The sequence below is a fragment of the Paenibacillus sp. FSL H8-0282 genome (assembly GCF_037963825.1).
Lineage (GTDB): Bacteria > Bacillota > Bacilli > Paenibacillales > Paenibacillaceae > Paenibacillus_AQ > Paenibacillus_AQ odorifer.
The window spans coordinates 6,492,564-6,508,897 of the sequence record NZ_CP150146.1 but is presented as its reverse complement, the minus strand read 5'-3'; the positions used below and the strand labels follow the sequence as shown (position 1 = coordinate 6,508,897).

Annotated in this window: 15 protein-coding genes; 9 read left to right on the top strand and 6 right to left on the bottom strand. The window is 48.2% G+C overall.

What is annotated here, in order from left to right; all coding sequences use genetic code 11:
* Window positions 1–72: 72 nt before the first annotated feature.
* The 3 genes from NST94_RS28265 (at window position 73) to NST94_RS28255 (ending at window position 4,131) form a co-directional block, all read left to right on the top strand.
* Window positions 73–1,173, top strand: coding sequence for an ABC transporter substrate-binding protein (locus NST94_RS28265; RefSeq protein WP_076181976.1), 1,101 nt, complete (start codon window positions 73–75; stop codon window positions 1,171–1,173).
* A 104-nt stretch (window positions 1,174–1,277) separates the two neighbouring features.
* Window positions 1,278–2,741, top strand: coding sequence for a CoA-acylating methylmalonate-semialdehyde dehydrogenase (locus tag NST94_RS28260; protein WP_339170353.1), 1,464 nt, complete (start codon window positions 1,278–1,280; stop codon window positions 2,739–2,741).
* Window positions 2,742–2,772: 31 nt separating this feature from the next.
* The gene (locus NST94_RS28255) at window positions 2,773–4,131 is read left to right on the top strand and encodes an aspartate aminotransferase family protein (protein WP_339188834.1); all 1,359 of its coding nucleotides are present in this window, start codon (window positions 2,773–2,775) and stop codon (window positions 4,129–4,131) included.
* On the opposite strand, the gene NST94_RS28250 is transcribed toward NST94_RS28255, so the two are convergent.
* Window positions 4,106–5,794 carry a PucR family transcriptional regulator gene (locus tag NST94_RS28250; RefSeq protein ID WP_076181983.1) on the bottom strand — a complete coding sequence of 563 codons (1,689 nt, stop codon included), beginning with the start codon at window positions 5,792–5,794 and terminating at the stop codon, window positions 4,106–4,108. The two genes, NST94_RS28255 and NST94_RS28250, sit on opposite strands and share 26 nt — an antisense overlap.
* 318 nt (window positions 5,795–6,112) lie before the next feature.
* Here NST94_RS28250 and NST94_RS28245 point away from each other — a divergent pair, with 318 nt between their 5' ends.
* The 4 genes from NST94_RS28245 to NST94_RS28230 are packed head-to-tail and all read left to right on the top strand — an operon-like array spanning window position 6,113 to window position 10,519.
* The gene (locus tag NST94_RS28245; protein ID WP_339281492.1) at window positions 6,113–7,504 is read left to right on the top strand and encodes an NAD(P)-dependent oxidoreductase; all 1,392 of its coding nucleotides are present in this window, start codon (window positions 6,113–6,115) and stop codon (window positions 7,502–7,504) included.
* A gap of 44 nt (window positions 7,505–7,548) precedes the next feature.
* Entirely contained in the window at window positions 7,549–8,838 is a 1,290-nt protein-coding gene (gene preA, locus NST94_RS28240) for an NAD-dependent dihydropyrimidine dehydrogenase subunit PreA (RefSeq protein ID WP_076124028.1), read from the top strand.
* 2 nt (window positions 8,839–8,840) lie between these two features.
* The gene (gene hydA / locus NST94_RS28235) at window positions 8,841–10,268 is read left to right on the top strand and encodes a dihydropyrimidinase (RefSeq protein ID WP_076301473.1); all 1,428 of its coding nucleotides are present in this window, start codon (window positions 8,841–8,843) and stop codon (window positions 10,266–10,268) included.
* The gene (locus NST94_RS28230; RefSeq protein ID WP_339170343.1) at window positions 10,268–10,519 is read left to right on the top strand and encodes a hypothetical protein; all 252 of its coding nucleotides are present in this window, start codon (window positions 10,268–10,270) and stop codon (window positions 10,517–10,519) included. The genes hydA and NST94_RS28230 overlap by 1 nt, the downstream gene beginning before the upstream one ends.
* A gap of 270 nt (window positions 10,520–10,789) precedes the next feature.
* On the opposite strand, the gene NST94_RS28225 is transcribed toward NST94_RS28230, so the two are convergent.
* Entirely contained in the window at window positions 10,790–11,308 is a 519-nt protein-coding gene (locus tag NST94_RS28225) for a GNAT family protein (protein ID WP_076124023.1), read from the bottom strand.
* 180 nt (window positions 11,309–11,488) lie between these two features.
* On the opposite strand from NST94_RS28225, the gene NST94_RS28220 reads away from it, so the two are divergent.
* A complete protein-coding gene (locus tag NST94_RS28220) occupies window positions 11,489–12,106 on the top strand; it encodes a TVP38/TMEM64 family protein (RefSeq protein ID WP_036682051.1) in 618 nt (205 codons plus the stop codon).
* Between the two features lie 59 nt (window positions 12,107–12,165).
* Window positions 12,166–13,077: an aldo/keto reductase gene (locus NST94_RS28215; RefSeq protein WP_076301471.1), complete on the top strand. Its 912-nt coding sequence runs from the start codon at window positions 12,166–12,168 to the stop codon at window positions 13,075–13,077.
* Window positions 13,078–13,089: 12 nt separating this feature from the next.
* Here NST94_RS28215 and NST94_RS28210 read toward each other — a convergent pair whose 3' ends face one another.
* The 4 genes from NST94_RS28210 to NST94_RS28195 form a co-directional block, all read right to left on the bottom strand.
* A complete protein-coding gene (locus tag NST94_RS28210) occupies window positions 13,090–14,601 on the bottom strand; it encodes an aminotransferase class V-fold PLP-dependent enzyme (protein ID WP_076124020.1) in 1,512 nt (503 codons plus the stop codon).
* 125 nt (window positions 14,602–14,726) lie between these two features.
* Entirely contained in the window at window positions 14,727–15,203 is a 477-nt protein-coding gene (locus NST94_RS28205; RefSeq protein ID WP_036682046.1) for a DsrE/DsrF/DrsH-like family protein, read from the bottom strand.
* A gap of 121 nt (window positions 15,204–15,324) precedes the next feature.
* Entirely contained in the window at window positions 15,325–15,642 is a 318-nt protein-coding gene (locus tag NST94_RS28200; protein ID WP_076278292.1) for a hypothetical protein, read from the bottom strand.
* A 54-nt stretch (window positions 15,643–15,696) separates the two neighbouring features.
* Window positions 15,697–16,320, bottom strand: coding sequence for a GPR1/FUN34/YaaH family transporter (locus tag NST94_RS28195; protein WP_036682044.1), 624 nt, complete (start codon window positions 16,318–16,320; stop codon window positions 15,697–15,699).
* Window positions 16,321–16,334 lie beyond the last annotated feature (14 nt).

Below are 16,334 nucleotides of genomic sequence, written 5' to 3'. Positions count from 1 at the left end.
ATAAACGCACCACGATGATTGTCCATACTGTGCTTGTTACAAACTTAAATTACGATAGGGGGAGTTCGATTGATGAACGGGAAAAAACGCAAATTTCGTGGTGGTTTGTTGGCAATCGTGATGATGTTGAGTGTTTCTTTAATGGCGGGTTGCGGTGGCAACAATAATAACTCGGCAGCTGAAGCTACGACTGCCCCTGAAGCTTCAGCAGCTCCTGAAGCAAGTGCTGCTACTGAACCGGCTGCTGATCCAGTTACAGTGAAGCTACAGCTGAAATGGGTGCCGCAGGCGCAATTCGCTGGGTATTTTGTGGCGCAGGATAAAGGATATTACAAGGAAGAAGGCTTGGATGTAGAAATTCTGCCGGGTGGGCCTGATATCGTTCCGGAACAGCAAGTGGCAGGTGGCTCCGCAGATATCGGTGTGGGTTGGGTAGCCAGCTTGCTGCCGAGTCTTGAAGAGGGAATGCCGCTGGTGCAGATCGCGCAAATCTATCAAAAGAGCGGATTGGTCCTGGTCTCCAAAAAAACTGCTGGCATTAACTCAGCCGCTGATCTTAAGGGTAAAAAAGTCGGCAACTGGATGGGTGGCAACGAATTTGAACTATTAGCGTTATTCGATAAATATAAGTTCGATCCGAATAAGGACCTAAGCTTTACGAAGCAAGGGTTCACGATGGATCAGTTCTTGGGCGATCAGATCGATGCGGCCTCAGCGATGACTTATAACGAGTACCAAGTGGTGTTGGAGTCAGGTATTAAGGCTGAGGATCTGAACGTCATCGACATGAATACAGAAGGCGTTGCGATGCTTGAGGATAACTTGTTCGCGAATAAGGAATGGCTTGCGGAGAATAAAGAGACTGCAGCAAAGTTTGTACGTGCCTCCCTGAAGGGCTGGAAAGATGCAATTGCTGATCCTGCAGCTGCCGTGGACAGTGTGATGAAGCAAGCGGAAGACGGCAGTACGACGAAGGAACATCAGCTGACAATGATGACTGAGGTTGCCAAGCTGATTCTGCCTGAAGGCTTTGACAGTGCCAAGATGGGATATACCGATGCGGCGGCGTTCCAGCAAACCGCTGATATTTCGCTTAAATTTGGTGTCATTAAAGAACCGGTTAAGGTAGATGAGGCTTATACGAACGAAATCGTAGAAATGGCGGCAAAATAACTAACTGAGCTTAATGTTATAGTGGATGGCCGCCTGATCTGGCGGTCATCTATTATAATCAGCAGTCCATCAGTGCATCTGAAACAGAGAAAGGGGTGCGAGCTATGTCTCTCCTAGTAACGCAGGCTGAAAGAGTTAAGAATTATGTGAATGGAGCTTGGGTAGAATCGTCGTCCGGGCGAGATGAAGAGGTTTATAATCCGGCGACGGGTGAAGTGATTGCTTATGTGCCCATTTCCAGTAAGGAAGAGCTGGGTGCGGCGGTAGAAGCGGCTGCGGCGGCATTTCAAGCGTGGAAAAGGGTCGCTGTGCCGCGTCGTGCCCGCTATTTTTTTCAATATCAACAGCTGCTGGTAAAGCATTGGCATGAGCTGGCCGAGCTGATTACGCTGGAGAATGGCAAAAGTCTGGAAGAGGCGCAAGGTGAGGTGCAGCGTGGAATTGAGTGTGTGGAATTTGCCGCAGGCATCCCCACGTTGATGATGGGCAGCCAGCTTCCAGACATTGCTACCGGAATTGAATCCGGGATGTACCGTTATCCATTGGGGGTGATCGGGGGGATTGCCCCGTTTAATTTTCCGATGATGGTTCCTTGTTGGATGTTTCCGCTTGCCATCGCTTGTGGAAATACCTTTGTGCTGAAGCCTTCTGAACGGACGCCGCTGCTGGTTAATCGATTGGCAGAGTTATTTGCCGAAGCGGGCTTTCCTCCAGGTGTACTGAATGTGATACATGGGGCGCACGAGGTTGTGAATGGGATGCTGGAGCATGATGAAGTGAAGGCGATTTCGTTCGTCGGTTCGCAGCCGGTTGCGGAATATGTATATAAGACAGGGACAGCGCAGGGAAAACGGGTGCAGGCGCTAGCTGGAGCCAAGAATCACTCGATTGTGCTGCCTGATGCGGAGCTGGACAATGCGGTCAAAAATATCATTGCGGCTTCCTTTGGCTCGGCAGGTGAGCGGTGTATGGCTTGCTCGGTCGTAGTGGTTCATGAGGATATCGCTGACGAGCTAGTGAACCGTCTGGCTGCGGCTGCGGATGAGCTTAAAATTGGTAATGGCGCGGATGATGGGGTGTTTTTGGGTCCGGTAATTCGTCAGTCGAATAAGGAGCGGACGCTTTATTACATTGAGACTGGTGAAGCTGAGGCAGCCAAGCTTGTGAGAGATGGGCGGAAGGATGCGGCTACGGGGGGTGCGGGTTATTTTATCGGGCCGACGATATTTGATCATGTACAGCCGGGAATGACCCTCTGGAAGGATGAAATTTTTGCGCCGGTATTGTCTGTGATTCGTGTGAAAAGTCTGAGTGAAGCGATTGCGGTAACGAATCAGTCCCCATTCGCGAATGGGGCGTGCATTTATACAGATAGCGCAAAGGCGATCCGTGAATTTCGGGAAGAAATTGATGCAGGGATGTTGGGTGTGAATCTGGGTGTGCCTGCCCCCATGGCATTTTTCCCCTTCTCGGGTTATAAGAAATCGTTCTATGGAGACCTGCATGCCAATGGCCGTGATGGGGTGGAGTTCTATACGCGTAAAAAGATGATCACTGCCCGTTATTAGAGAAAATGAACTGCTGAGAGGAGAAAATGTTATGCAGATTCTGGGGAACGATAGTGAGCTTGCGGTGAAGAAGGATCAGGAATATTTATGGCACAACATTACACCTTATAGTGAAAAGAACCCGCCTATGATTGCCGCCTCGGCAAGTGGGTCGTGGATTACAGATATACAGGGCAATCGATTTTTGGACGGGATGTCTGGCCTGTGGTGTGTAAATGTGGGATACGGGCGCAAGGAGCTGGCGGAAGCTGCTTACAATCAATTGCTGACCCTGCCATATTTTCCTCTGACACAAAGTCATCTCCCGGCGATTGCGCTGGCGGAGAAGCTGAATGAGTGGCTCGGAGACGATTATGTGATCTTTTTTTCCAATAGTGGATCGGAAGCCAATGAGGCTGCTTTCAAAATGGCCCGCCAGTACCAGCAGCAAATCGGCCAGCATTATCGCCATAAATTCATTGCCCGTTATCGTGGGTACCATGGCAGTTCACTTGGGGCATTATCTGCAACGGGCCAGGCCCAGCGCAAATATAAATATGAACCGTTGGCGGGTGGTTTTCTGCATGTAGCTCCCCCGGACAGCTATCGCCGCCCGGCTGGGATGACTGTGGAAGAATTCAATCTCCAGTGTGCACAGTCCATAGAGGATATGATCATCTGGGAAGGCGTGGAGACGGTAGCTGCGGTGATTATGGAGCCTGTAATTACGGGTGGTGGCGTCATTGTACCGCATCAGGTTTATTTGGATCGGGTGCAGGAAATCTGCCGTAAGCACGGTGTGTTGCTCATTATGGATGAGGTGATTTGTGGATTCGGACGTTCTGGACGTAAGTTTGGTCATCACAACTTTAATGTGAAGCCTGACATCGTAACGATGGCTAAGGGACTGACTAGCGCTTATCTTCCTCTATCTGCCACTGCTGTTCGTAAGGATATCTATGAGGTATTTAAGGACAATAGCGATGACTATGGGCATTTTCGCCATGTGAATACTTTTGGTGGTAACCCTGCTTCCTGTGCGCTGGCGCTGCGTAATCTGGAGATTATCGAGCAGGAGAAGCTGGTGGAACGTGCGGATCTTTTAGGTAAAAGAATAAATACAGAATTTACTGAGCTGCTTGATCACAAGCTTGTAGGTGATGTCCGCAGCTTTGGTTTGGTGACAGGGATTGAGCTGGTTGAAGACAAGGTCAGTAAGAAACCTGTTGATCTGAATATTGTGAAGGGGATTATTGCCGAATGTAAGTCCAAGGGGCTTATCATCGGTAAAAATGGCGATACCGTAGCTGGGTTCAACAACGTGCTTACCTTCGCCCCGCCGTTATCCTCCACGGATGAAGATATAGAATTTATTATCGATACCTTTAAATCTGTGCTGAACGGGGGCTAGGTAAAGTGATTTTGTCTGGATATAGAAATTGGTAAGCGCGCAGGGCGACTTGAATGGAGATCCGATTCTCTGGCTGCATGAAGTCTTCACCCAGTAGCTCTGTTATTTTGTCCAGGCGATAATAAAGGGACTGTCTGACAATGAATAGGTTTCGAGCGGCAATTTGTTTGGAACCATCATGATCCAGATAAACACGAAGGGTAAGCAGCAGCTCGCTGCCTTTGGTTTGGTCGTGGTCGATTAGCGGGCCGAGATAACTGCGAATGAAGTTCTGCAACGTTTTTCCGTCATTTAAGCTCAACAGCAGCTGGAATACACCCAGCTCTTCATAGAAGAGTAGTGACTTCTGGTAACAGGAGTATAACGACAATGCCTGTAGGGCTTCCTGATAACCGGAATAGGCTCGTTTTAGGCGCTTATGCGATTTGCTGACTCCAATGACGAGCTGCAAATCCTTGAGCTTCTCATCGGAGCGGATGTTCTGCAGGGCTTCAAGTGCTTGTTGAAGTCGCATTTTTCCAGGCATTTTCGATTGGATATCGAGGGCGATGACGGTGAGGCGATTGTTCTTAAGGGTGATCAGCGGACGTAAAGAATATTTCTCAAAGATGGAACGCAGGATGAGCGAAAGGTGGAAGGTAATGGACTCCCATTCGTTCTCCGAGCTGTTCCATTTTACATCTCTGGGGTTCTTGATCTCTATAAGGCATACACGGTAAGGGAGCTCGTTGACCACGTTGAAATTGGAGCCGATCAGGCCCTTTAAGCGGTTATCATCTTCGATGCGGCCATTGATCAGCTCGTCGACCCATAGATTTTCTGAAAAAAGCTTACGCTCCTCCATATACCGCGTCCGCAGCAGCTCTTGTGCAATGGACAAAGAGGCGGAATCCAGCAGCAGACAGTCGAACTCCTGTGGTTTGTGATTGCATACCATCAGAATGTAAGCCCAGGTCTGATCCAGCGCACCTACAGGCTTGAGCGCGATGGTCTTCTGTCCATATTCCCGGATATAGGGGGCAACGTCAGGTTGAATTCCTTCCAGCTCGTCGCCGAAGGCGGTGAAAAAATTCAGCAATGGAGCCTGCTCTTCCGGCGGAAGTGCCGGAAAAAATAAGGGTTTGCCTTGCAGCTGCATATAGACAATTTGTGTGCGGGTACTTTTGCACAATAATTGCAGCACTTTCAGCGTTCCTTGTGAAGTTAAGGTCAGGCGGTGGAATTCACGTGAGATTTTTTCAAGTTCTTGGAGCATCCGGTGATGCCGGTTAATGATAATCGAGTGAAGATCCAACGTGATATCTACGAAACGAACCGTGCGGGTGAAGATGATTAGCGGAAAGTCATGCCTGTCGGCTAAGTCGATCATCTCTTGCGGGATGGTGCTGAAATACGTACCTAACTCAATACATAGGCAAGCTGCATTTTTGTCGATCAGGTTCTGCATAAACTCCAAGGAGGAAGGGAGATCGACACTTGCACCAATCCCCGTAGTCAAAATCATTTCTTCGCCATGAATCAGAGTCTCGAAGTTGGCACTTTCCAGCACATGCACCCAGCGAATGGCACGGCTTAGGCCGCTTTTCCCGCCGATCACCTCGGCTTCTGCGAATAGTGGTCTTTTTAAAGCGTCACGAATGGTTAATACAAGCTCCCAGTCCATAGTTACTCCCCCTCGATCTTCTGCGCTCTGGCCTTCGGCTAACGCCCTGTTATTCTCAGCCTATTCTCACACGTAAAAAATACAGTTTTGAAATTAGACAAAGTGTCTAATGCAACGAAAATTCGAAATGACTATAGTTTGATTAACGGATGTTAGTATATATAACCTAATCAGGAAGAACGTTGAGAGATAATTTCTATTAATGCTTATATTACTACAATAAATTAAAGATGTAAGCAAAATATTCAGACAAAACTTGAAATAATGTTATATTATATAACACAAATATGAAAAATTACCCATAAGGAGGGACTAGTGATGGAGCATTCATCTCCGTTAACAGCATTTACACCTGATATGTTCATGCGCAATTTCGCCGAGGCTGAGCCGCCTCTGACCCATAAAGGTGCCCTGGATGAGTCTAATCGCTGTCTATATTGCTACGATGCCCCATGTATAAAAGCATGTCCGACCAGCATTAATATTCCCTCCTTTATCAAACGGATCGCTACTGACAATTTGAAAGGCTCGGCACAGACGATTATGGATTCCAATCCTGTGGGTGCCAGCTGTGCTCGTGTTTGTCCTACAGATGAGCTGTGTGAAGGAGCCTGTGTGTTAAATGATGCCTCGGCGCCGATCCAAATCGGACTGCTGCAGCGTTATGCGACAGATTGGGCGATGAACAGCGGAGTTCAATTATTTAAGGCTGGCACCCCTAATGGGAAAAAGGTAGCCGTAATTGGTGGTGGTCCTGCGGGATTGTCTGCGGCTAGGGAGCTCGCCCGTGAAGGTTTTGCTGTTGTGATCTACGAAGCAAAGGCGTTAGCGGGTGGGCTGGATACACATGGGATTGTATCGTTTCGGCTCCCGCAGTCTGTATCTCTTTGGGAAGTAGAGCAGGTAGAGAAGCTGGGTGTGGAAATACGTACAGGTGTAAAAGTCGGAGTGGATGTTTCTGTAGATGAGCTGAAGTCGAATTATGATGCTATCGTTTTGGCAGCGGGTATGGGATATGTGCCTCCAATAGGGATTGAAGGTGAAAAAATGGCTGGAGTTTATGACGCTATTGCGCTTGTAGAATCTACTAAGACGGGCATTCCTCTGCTAGAGCTGATGGATCAGCGGGTCGCTGTCATTGGGGCAGGGAATACGGCTATTGATGCAGCGACTTGCTCAGTGCGGCTGGGAGCCACCAATGTGAAAATGGTCTACCGCCGGACCCGCGAAGAGATGACGGCATATGACTTTGAATATGAATTCGCGAAGCAGGAAGGTGTGGAGTTCAGCTGGCTTACCTTACCGAAACGTATCGTGGGTGATGAGCTTGGGAATGTAACCGCACTGGAATGTGTGCAGATGAAGCTGACGGAGGAGCTGGGCAAAGATGGGCGTCCAATACCTATGCCGATCGAGGGTTCTGAGTTCTTGATTCCTGTAAATGCGGTTGTAATAGCTATTGGTCAAAAGCGTCGTCTGGATCTAATAGATTCCTTAGGTCTTATGCATGACCGTGGGGTTGTTAAGGTGGATGAGGTCACCTGCCAAACCTCCGATCCGCAGATTTATGCCGCTGGGGACATTATTTTTGGTTCAGGTAAGGGTGAGGCCATGGTTGTGTCAGCGGCACAGCAGGGAAAAGATGCAGCCCATGCGATTGTTAAACAATTCTCAGGCCAGCAGGAGGTCGTTGTTAGATCAGCGGGCTGAGCGTAGAAATCAAATTGGATTTTACATGACAGGGAGGGGACATCATGGCAGATTTAAGTATTAATCTCGCAGGAATCAAATCACCGAATCCGTTCTGGCTGGCCTCCGCGCCACCTACGAATACAGGTTATCAAGTGCAGCGGTCCTTTGAAGCAGGTTGGGGCGGTGCGGTGTGGAAGACGCTCGGCGATCCGATCATTAATACCTCATCGCGTTTTGCGGCAGTAAATTTCAATGGGCAACGGGTTGCGGGCTTTAACAATATTGAACTGATCACCGACCGTCCGCTTGAAGTTAATCTGAAGGAAATCTATGAAACGAAAAAAAGATTCCCTAATCATGCGATTATAGCCTCCCTGATGGTAGAACCAACGCAGCATAAATGGCATGAGATTGTTAAGCGGGTAGAGGATGTGGGTGTAGACGGCCTGGAACTTAATTTTGGTTGTCCGCACGGGATGGCTGAGCGTGGAATGGGCGCTGCTTCGGGGCAGCAGCCTGATCTGGTGCAGGCACAGACCACCTGGGTAAAAGAAGTTGCAACGACCCCGGTGATTGTGAAGCTGACGCCTAATATTACGGATATCACCGTCGTTGCCCGCCATGCGGTTAAGGGTGGAGCAGACGCGATTAGTATGATCAACACGATCAACAGTCTTGCTGGTGTAGATATTCATAGCTGGAACACAATTCCGAATGTTGGGGGTCAGGGTGCACATGGCGGTTACTGCGGGCCGGCTGTGAAACCAATTGCGCTTAGTATGGTGGCCGAGTGTGCCCGTGACCGGGGAGTAGGCATTCCTATCTCCGGTATTGGAGGGATTTCCACCTGGCAGGATGTTGTTGAATTCATGCTGATGGGTGCTACGGGCATTCAAGTATGTACAGCGGTCATGCATCATGGCTTCCGGATTGTGGAGGAAATGATCGATGGACTGAACAACTATTTGGATGACAAAGGTTTGGCTTCCGTAACAGAGTTAATCGGTAAATCGGTATCCCGTTACTCCAACTGGGGTGATCTGGATCTCAACTATAAGGTTGTTGCCCGTATTAATGAGAACAACTGCATCAACTGTAATAAATGCCATATTGCCTGCGAAGATGCTTCACATCAGTGTATTGATATGTTAACTAATGCAGATGGGAAAGCTATTCTACAGGTCCGCGAGGAAGATTGTGTAGGTTGTAATCTTTGTTCTATTGTCTGTCCAGCAGACGGCGCGATCGATATGGTTCCAGTGGATACCGGGGCAGCTCCACTGACCTGGAATCAGCGGCAGAAAGTGATCGGCAGTTTGAATGGCACCTATTCGGAAGTGGAGGTGGTTTAAGGATGAAAAAGATTATTAAAAATGGCATCATCGTTACCGCAGCAGATACTTATACAGGCGATGTGGCGATTGAAAACGGGGTTATTACGGAGATTGGCCTTCATTTGGATGTCCCTGGTGCGGAAATTATAGATGCCTCGGGGTGTTATGTTTTTCCTGGAGGTATTGATCCTCATACCCATCTGGATATGCCTTTTGGCGGCACGGTTACAGCTGATGATTTTGAGACGGGAACTATTGCGGCTGCATATGGCGGAACGACCACAGTCATTGATTTTTGCTTAACCACCAAAGGACAACCGCTACAGCAAGCCGTAGATACTTGGCATCATAAGTCGCAGGATAAAGCGGTGATTGATTACAGCTTCCACCTTATGGTCTCAGAATTAAACGATAAAGTACTGGGTGAGCTTCCGGAGATAATTGAGAATGAAGGCATTACCTCGCTCAAAGTATTTATGGCTTATAAGAATACTTTTCAGGCGGATGATGGCACACTTTTTAAGACCCTTCAAGCTGCGAAAAAAGAAGGTGCACTCGTTATGGTGCATGCGGAGAATGGAGATGTCATTGAATATCTTGTTGAGCAGGCCTTGGCCGCAGGCAACACTGATCCGATCTTTCATGCGCTGACCCGCCCGCCGGAGCTGGAGGGTGAAGCTACGGGACGCGCAGCTTATCTAACCGAACTGACAGATTCTCAGCTGTATGTTGTACACGTGACCTGTGCGGAAGCTGCTTGGAAGATTGCTGAAGCGCGTAAAAAGGGACTGCGCGTCTACGGCGAGACTTGTCCACAGTATTTAGTGCTGGATCAGACGGCACTGGAAAAGCCTAATTTCGAAGGTGCTAAATACGTGTGGTCTCCGCCCCTGCGTGAGCAGTGGAATCAGGATGTTTTGTGGGATGCGTTATGGAACGGCAGCTTGCAGACGATTGGCTCTGACCAGTGCTCGTTTGATTTCAAAGGACAAAAGGATCTGGGGCTGGGCGATTTCTCCAAAATCCCGAACGGTGGGCCGACCATTGAGGACCGGTTTACGATTCTATATTCGGAAGGTGTGCAGAAAGGCCGGATCTCATTGAACAAATTCGTAGACATTATTGCTACCTCTAGCGCCAAGCTGTTTGGCTTATATCCGCAAAAAGGCACGGTCGCAGTAGGTAGTGACGCTGACCTGGTCATTTTTGATCCTTCTGTAGAAAGAACCCTTTCTGCGGACACGCACCATATGAACGTAGATTATAATGCGTTTGAGGGCTTTGAAGTGAAGGGAGAGCCTGTTTCTGTTCTCAGTCGAGGCGAATTTGTTATTCGTGACAAACAATTTGTCGGCAAAGCAGGTTCGGGAAAATATTTGAAACGCAAACGTTTTGCAGCGGAGGCTCCTCTTCCTTCTAAGGCAGAAATCAGCGGAGGTGTTGTCTAGTGTCTGCTTTTGCGGAATATGCCAAAGAACAGCAGGAGATTGATGGGCTGCTTTTTAAAGGATATACGATTGCCAGCATCCAAGAGGATTTGGACGGTGCCCGAATAAAGTTTGTCAGAGGGGAGCCGGCTAAAAGCTCGGTAGAGCTGTTACTGCTGACAGCGGATGCCCGTAAGTACGTGACAACCCTTGTGGTTACGGGGCTGAGGGCGGAAGGTGAGCAGGCGGGTTGTTACAGTGGAGAGGTTTGAGGGAAATGGAATTGAAAGCTGAGTAGTGAGCCTGCGCAGGATAGGGGGGCCTACTGCTCGGCTTTTTATTGTGCTCCTGAAAGGGGGCGAGGAAATAAATTCTCTGAAAATAGCCGATTATCATCGCGGCATACACTTTTGGGGAAAACCTCCCTAAAAATTACTGAAATACGCCGATTTTGCTCAAATTCGCTGAATATTAGGGAAGTTTTCCCTGATTTGCAGTTATAGGCACCTGAAAGACCAAAGATCAGGGAGGATTTCCCTAATCTATTTCTGTCGCTGCTGCTCACGCTCTATATACTCATACCGTAATATGGACATGATATGCAGAGATTCAAAATGTCCCTCAACCTTCATACAATCACGTAGAGTCCCTTCCAGTGTAAAGCCACAGCTTTCATAGACATGGCGAGCCCTGTGGTTGTGATCTCTAACATCCAACCATAGCCGATGCGTCTCGGTGTGCTGGAAGATCCAGTCGCTCACGAGACGAAGCGACAGTTTGCCATACCCAAAGCCCTTGGAATGGATGACGATTCGTTTAATACAAACAGTAAGATGAATATCTTGAAGTCCTGTTACGATGATATAGCCGACTCTTTTCCCGGACCTCTCCCAAATTGTAAGATGCAGGATATCTGGATCATGGATAGCCGTAATGTGCTCCTCTTTACTCCACTGTCCGATATAGGCACGATTAAGCTCACTTTGTTCAATGGCTAGAACGAACGCTAAATCCTGCTCAGTGGTAGTTTGCAGATCCAACGTTTCTGAATGAATGATCATAACCTTATGCCCCCGTCTAATATGTATTTTTGTCTATAGTAACGAAGAATTTTCTCCCTGTCATTTAATTAGTCCCGGTTGCTCACTCTATATTGGCGGCACTGTAGGAATGAACGTAACTTCGTGTATAATTGAGACCAAGTGTTAAGAATTCCAATCGGATGAGGAGATCAGCTGGTTATGTATTTTCTTGATATTATGTCTTGGCTGACAGAGGATAATCTGCGGCATCTGCTTGAACAATATCGTTCGTTTGGGCCCTTTCCGGGCATTGCGTTAACGTTTATGAAATCATTTATACCACCACTGCCAACTATTGCGATCGTAGGGTTAAATGGGGCCGTATATGGTTTATGGTTAGGTTTTTTGTATTCTTGGATCGGTCTGGTTGCAGGCTGTGTGACTACCTTTTGGATTATCCGCAAAGTAGCCTCCCATCGTTATTTACGAAAATGGGCAGCGCGGCCCAAAGTAGCCAAAAGCATGACGTGGGTGCGGCAAAGCGGATTTAGCTATGTTTTTCTGCTTAGTATATTTCCGGTAGGACCTTTTGTTGTGATTAATATGGCAGCGGGGCTTGCCGGGATGAGGTTCCGTTCGTATCTTCTTGCGCTCACGGTAGGCAAAGCGATTATGGTATTCGCAGTTTCATACATTGGCAACGATCTGGAACGTTTCATTCGCCAGCCGTGGGAGATTATCTATGTTCTGTTGTTTATCGGGCTGTCGTTATGGGGAGTCAAAGCCATCGAAGCACGTTTTGCTAGAACAGCACAGGATGGGAACAAGATAGCTTAGCATAGAGTCAGAATTAACTTGAATCCCTAAATTTAAATAGAATAAAGGAGGAAATGATGATGAAATATCGTAAGCTTGGCAGTACAGGAATGAATGTCTCGGTGATTGGCCTAGGGACTTGGCAGTTTGGCGGAGAGTGGGGCAAGGATTTCACTCAGGTTGAAGTCGATGCCATGCTGGATAAGGCTGGAGAGCTGGGTATTAATCTGATTGATACGGCAGAATGTTACGGAGATCACTTGTCGGAGAAGTTCATCGGGGACTATCTGGCGCGCCGCAAACGCGAGGACTGGGTTGTAGCTACGAAATTTGGCCATCATTTTCAGGGGCATTTGCAGCGGGAACAGCTATGGCGTGCTGAGGATGTGCTTAAGCAGCTAGACGACTCCCTCCGCGCACTCCAAACAGAGTATATTGACCTCTATCAATTCCATTCCGGAACGGATGAGCAATTCGATAATGATAAGCTGTGGAGTATGCTCGACAGACAGAAGCAAGCCGGCAAAATCCGTCATTTGGGCGTGTCGATCAGTGCATCGGGCTCGGGGGTGCACCAGACCTCTGCGGCAGCGGATGTGCAAGCAGAGGCCATACAAGTAGTATATAATCGGCTGGATCGTCAACCTGAAGAAGAGATTCTTCCGCTGTGCATCGAGCATCAATTAGGTGTGTTAGCTCGCGTTCCGTTAGCCAGTGGTTATTTGAGCGGCAAGTATAAGCCAGATGCGGTTTTTGCTCAGGGTGATGTGCGAGCTAACCATAAAGAGGATGTAAGACAAAAGCAGCTGCGCGCAGTAGCAGAAATTGCTGCTACTGAAGTGCCGTCAGGTCTGGATATGGCGCAGTGGGCTTTGGCTTGGTGTCTCCAGCATTCCGCAGTAACCAGTGTAATTCCGGGCTGCAAAAATGTAGAACAGGTCATCTCCAATGCCAGTGCTGCCGATTTGGACATGGTGAAGGGCAACGTGTGATAAGTTAGATTGTTACATGGTGAAGAGTTCTTGGAGCTTCATCTCGGGTGAATGCTGCGCGTAGATATGATTCCAGCTGTTCGTGGAAGTATCGTAAAGGTAGTCCTGCTTCCATTGCTGGACATGGGTCGCAATACTCCTTACAGCGGATACAATTCTCTCTACTTCCTGATTAGTCATAATGGGATGTAGGGAGATGCGAATCCACCCTGGTCTGAAGGATTGGTCGCCGCTCATGATCGCTCCGGCAATCTGAGCGGATTGCGTCCACCCTAATCCAAGAAGGTAATGTCCGTATGGACCTGCACAAGAGCAGCCGCCTCGAGCTTGTATGCCGAAACGGTCATTCAACAGCTGAACAGCGAGGTTGTAATGGATATCACGAAGTGTAAAAGAGACGATTCCATGACGTTCTGTATGATCTCCGGCCAGCAGCGCGCACTCCGGGATGCTGCGGAGTCCTGCCATTAATTCCTGACACAGCTCGTGTTCTCTAATCACCATATATTGACCGTTTCCATTCATCTGCTCCTTCAGCTTCACGCAAAGTGCCGTGCGAAAAGCCTGTAAAAACCCCGGTGTTCCCCCGTCTTCCCGCATCTCAATCGCATTAGTGTAGCGGCGTCCTCCCCAAGGGTTGACCCAGGCTACTGTACCTCCACCCGGTTCGTCAGGAATACGTCCATTGCTCAGTGCTTCATCAAAGATTAGAACGCCATTTGTGCCCGGCCCACCCAGAAATTTATGCGGAGAAAAAAAGATCGCATCAAGCTTCTCCAGTGGGGAAGGTGGGTGCATATTGATAGGCTCGTAGGGAGCACTGGCGGCAAAATCCACAAAGCATACGCCCCCATGACGATGCATAGTAGCCGCTAGCTTTGCGTAAGGCGTCTGAATTCCAGTCACATTAGAACAAGCTGTAAATGAACCAATCTTGAAACGGCGATTGGGGTACAGTCGCAGCTGGTCTTCAAGCTGTTGAGGGTCAATATTTCCGTCCTTTCCGGCGGGAATGGTAACGACGTCACCAAGTCCCTCCTGCCAAGGAAGAATATTGGAATGATGCTCCATATGGCTGGTGAAGATAACGGGGCGGTCTTCCAGTGCACGGTTATTATGTTCCTGTAGCCATTCCGGGAGCCTTAATCCCATGATACGCTGCAGCTTGTTCACGGCTCCTGTTGTTCCATTGCCGCAGAAGAGCAGTACATCCTGAGGGCCAGCATTAACATGGTTCTTAATGATTTGGCGAGCTTCATTATAAGCCTGCGTCATGATTAGTCCGGTGGTGTTGGAATCTGTATGTGGATTGCTGACGTAGGGACCGAAGGCTTCCTGCAACTTGCGTTCGATCGGTTCATATAAGCGCCCGCTTGCGGTCCAATCGGCATACAGAAGCGGCTGTCTGCCATAAGGGGTGTTGATTTGATGCCGAATGCCGATGGTGTGACCACGAAAAGTATCAAAATGGTCTTGTAATGAAGCGGGCGTCTCTGCAGAAGAGGCGTGGATGATGTTTAGCACGGATATTCCCTCCAGCCCGTACGCCGTCAGTGCTAAGTTAATGGGGTGTATTTTCGGCGTGCCAGTAGTTTCTATGGCAACAGTATATGCCTGCATGGGGGATTGGGTTAAAGCCTAGTCAGACTTTAAATAAATAACTGTACATCACTTTCTAAAGCATCTTTTAAATATGCCGCAGCATCGATGATTTCGACCTCTGGCAGCAGTTCCTCGGGCTTAAAGCCCATGATCTCCACAGAGAGCTTGCAGGCATAGAATTTGATGTTTTTTTTACGAGCCCCTTTTAGAAAATGAATCAGCTTCGGTGCGCCTTGTTCCTCCATCATTTCCTCGAGCATCATTCGTCCCAGCCCGCTAAAGTTCAGATGAGAGAGCGGCAGCTGCCCAGGGCCCTTCGGTGTAATAACATCCATCAGCTTCTCGTAGATACTCTTGTCCTCAAGAGTCATCTTCTCCGGATCACGCACCAAAAATAGACCCCAGAATGAAAAAAACATAGTAACCTCGACATCGATATCTCTTGCGGCATTCGCTAGGATCAGTCCAGCCATCGCTTTGTCGTATTCCCCACTGAACATTAGCAGATTGATTTTTTTGCTCACCCTGATAATCCTCCCGTTACTTTTATTAGAATGTCATTAGTATGGTTGTGATGGGGAGAACTATGCGAAGAAGCTTTCTGAAATTATAAAAAAAAGCCCCCTTTCGGGAGCTTGAGATTTACTAATGAGCTTCAGGATCTTTAGATTCTGGACCTGCATTGCGACTGATGTCGTAATAACGGGCGGACAGCCAAATAGCTCCGGTAAATAACACAATGAGTCCAAGGACGATAGAAAAGCGCCAATCGCCTGCTTTGAAATTCAACTGAAGCACCGTTAGTACTAGTGAAACTTGGGTCCAAACCAGTGTTCTTTTGCGAAAAGCCGCAATATCACCAACCATCTTCGGGATATTCCGAATGATCAGGTAGGCAATAACTGCGAGAATAAGGGCGAAAATAGCAGTTACCGCTAATTCAGAAGAGGACAGGACATGCATAGTCTCAGCATCCTTTCGGCTTGCAAAAGTATTAGTTTCAGATCAGAACAATTTCTATTTTTTGAAGATGCCCAGCGGAGCTCCAATCGGTAAGAAGCTGCGGCCGAAATGAGCGTTTAGCACGGATGCTCCACATCCGTAAAGGGACACGATACCAATACCAAGCTCAGCACAAGCAGCTAGCTTATGGAAGAATTCTGGAGCGATCCCAAAGGAATCAAAGGTTAGTCCGATAAAGAGAAAATCTATCAATACAAAAATGATAAGCAGAACTCTATTTGCCTCAACGGCACCAATCGTCATAAAGAGTGTGAAGATCAAGTAACCCAGAAATACAAATCCGAGCTGCTTAGGATCTACAGCCTCCGCAAGCGTTGGACCAAATACGCCAAGCTTGATTAGCCAGCTGCTAGCCATGCCGAACCAAAAGAAAGCGTAGGCGCCAAAGGCGGTCATACCAAAGGTATTGTTGTGCTTAGCATCCTGAATGGCGGCGAATAGCTGCGCGAATGCTCCCAGGAAGATAGCCCAAGGAATAACGTAGCTAAGTCCTGTTGTAAATTCAAGCTTCTGTGAAGAAGCGACCAATGTGACAATAGCCAGTCCGAATAGCCCGATGGCGCTAGGGTCGGCAGTGACGATTTTGACAGATTGGGTGTTAGGGGATTGCGCTGACATGACAGTAAAAGCCT

Coding starts and splice junctions, on each gene's coding strand:
- NST94_RS28265 (WP_076181976.1), top strand. CDS start 73: ATGAACGGGAAAAAACGCAAATTTCGTGGTGGTTTGTTGGCAATCGTG.
- NST94_RS28260 (WP_339170353.1), top strand. CDS start 1,278: ATGTCTCTCCTAGTAACGCAGGCTGAAAGAGTTAAGAATTATGTGAAT.
- NST94_RS28255 (WP_339188834.1), top strand. CDS start 2,773: ATGCAGATTCTGGGGAACGATAGTGAGCTTGCGGTGAAGAAGGATCAG.
- NST94_RS28250 (WP_076181983.1), bottom strand. CDS start 5,794: ATGGACTGGGAGCTTGTATTAACCATTCGTGACGCTTTAAAAAGACCA.
- NST94_RS28245 (WP_339281492.1), top strand. CDS start 6,113: ATGGAGCATTCATCTCCGTTAACAGCATTTACACCTGATATGTTCATG.
- preA (WP_076124028.1), top strand. CDS start 7,549: ATGGCAGATTTAAGTATTAATCTCGCAGGAATCAAATCACCGAATCCG.
- hydA (WP_076301473.1), top strand. CDS start 8,841: ATGAAAAAGATTATTAAAAATGGCATCATCGTTACCGCAGCAGATACT.
- NST94_RS28225 (WP_076124023.1), bottom strand. CDS start 11,308: ATGATCATTCATTCAGAAACGTTGGATCTGCAAACTACCACTGAGCAG.
- NST94_RS28220 (WP_036682051.1), top strand. CDS start 11,489: ATGTATTTTCTTGATATTATGTCTTGGCTGACAGAGGATAATCTGCGG.
- NST94_RS28215 (WP_076301471.1), top strand. CDS start 12,166: ATGAAATATCGTAAGCTTGGCAGTACAGGAATGAATGTCTCGGTGATT.
- NST94_RS28200 (WP_076278292.1), bottom strand. CDS start 15,642: ATGCATGTCCTGTCCTCTTCTGAATTAGCGGTAACTGCTATTTTCGCC.
- NST94_RS28195 (WP_036682044.1), bottom strand. CDS start 16,320: ATGTCAGCGCAATCCCCTAACACCCAATCTGTCAAAATCGTCACTGCC.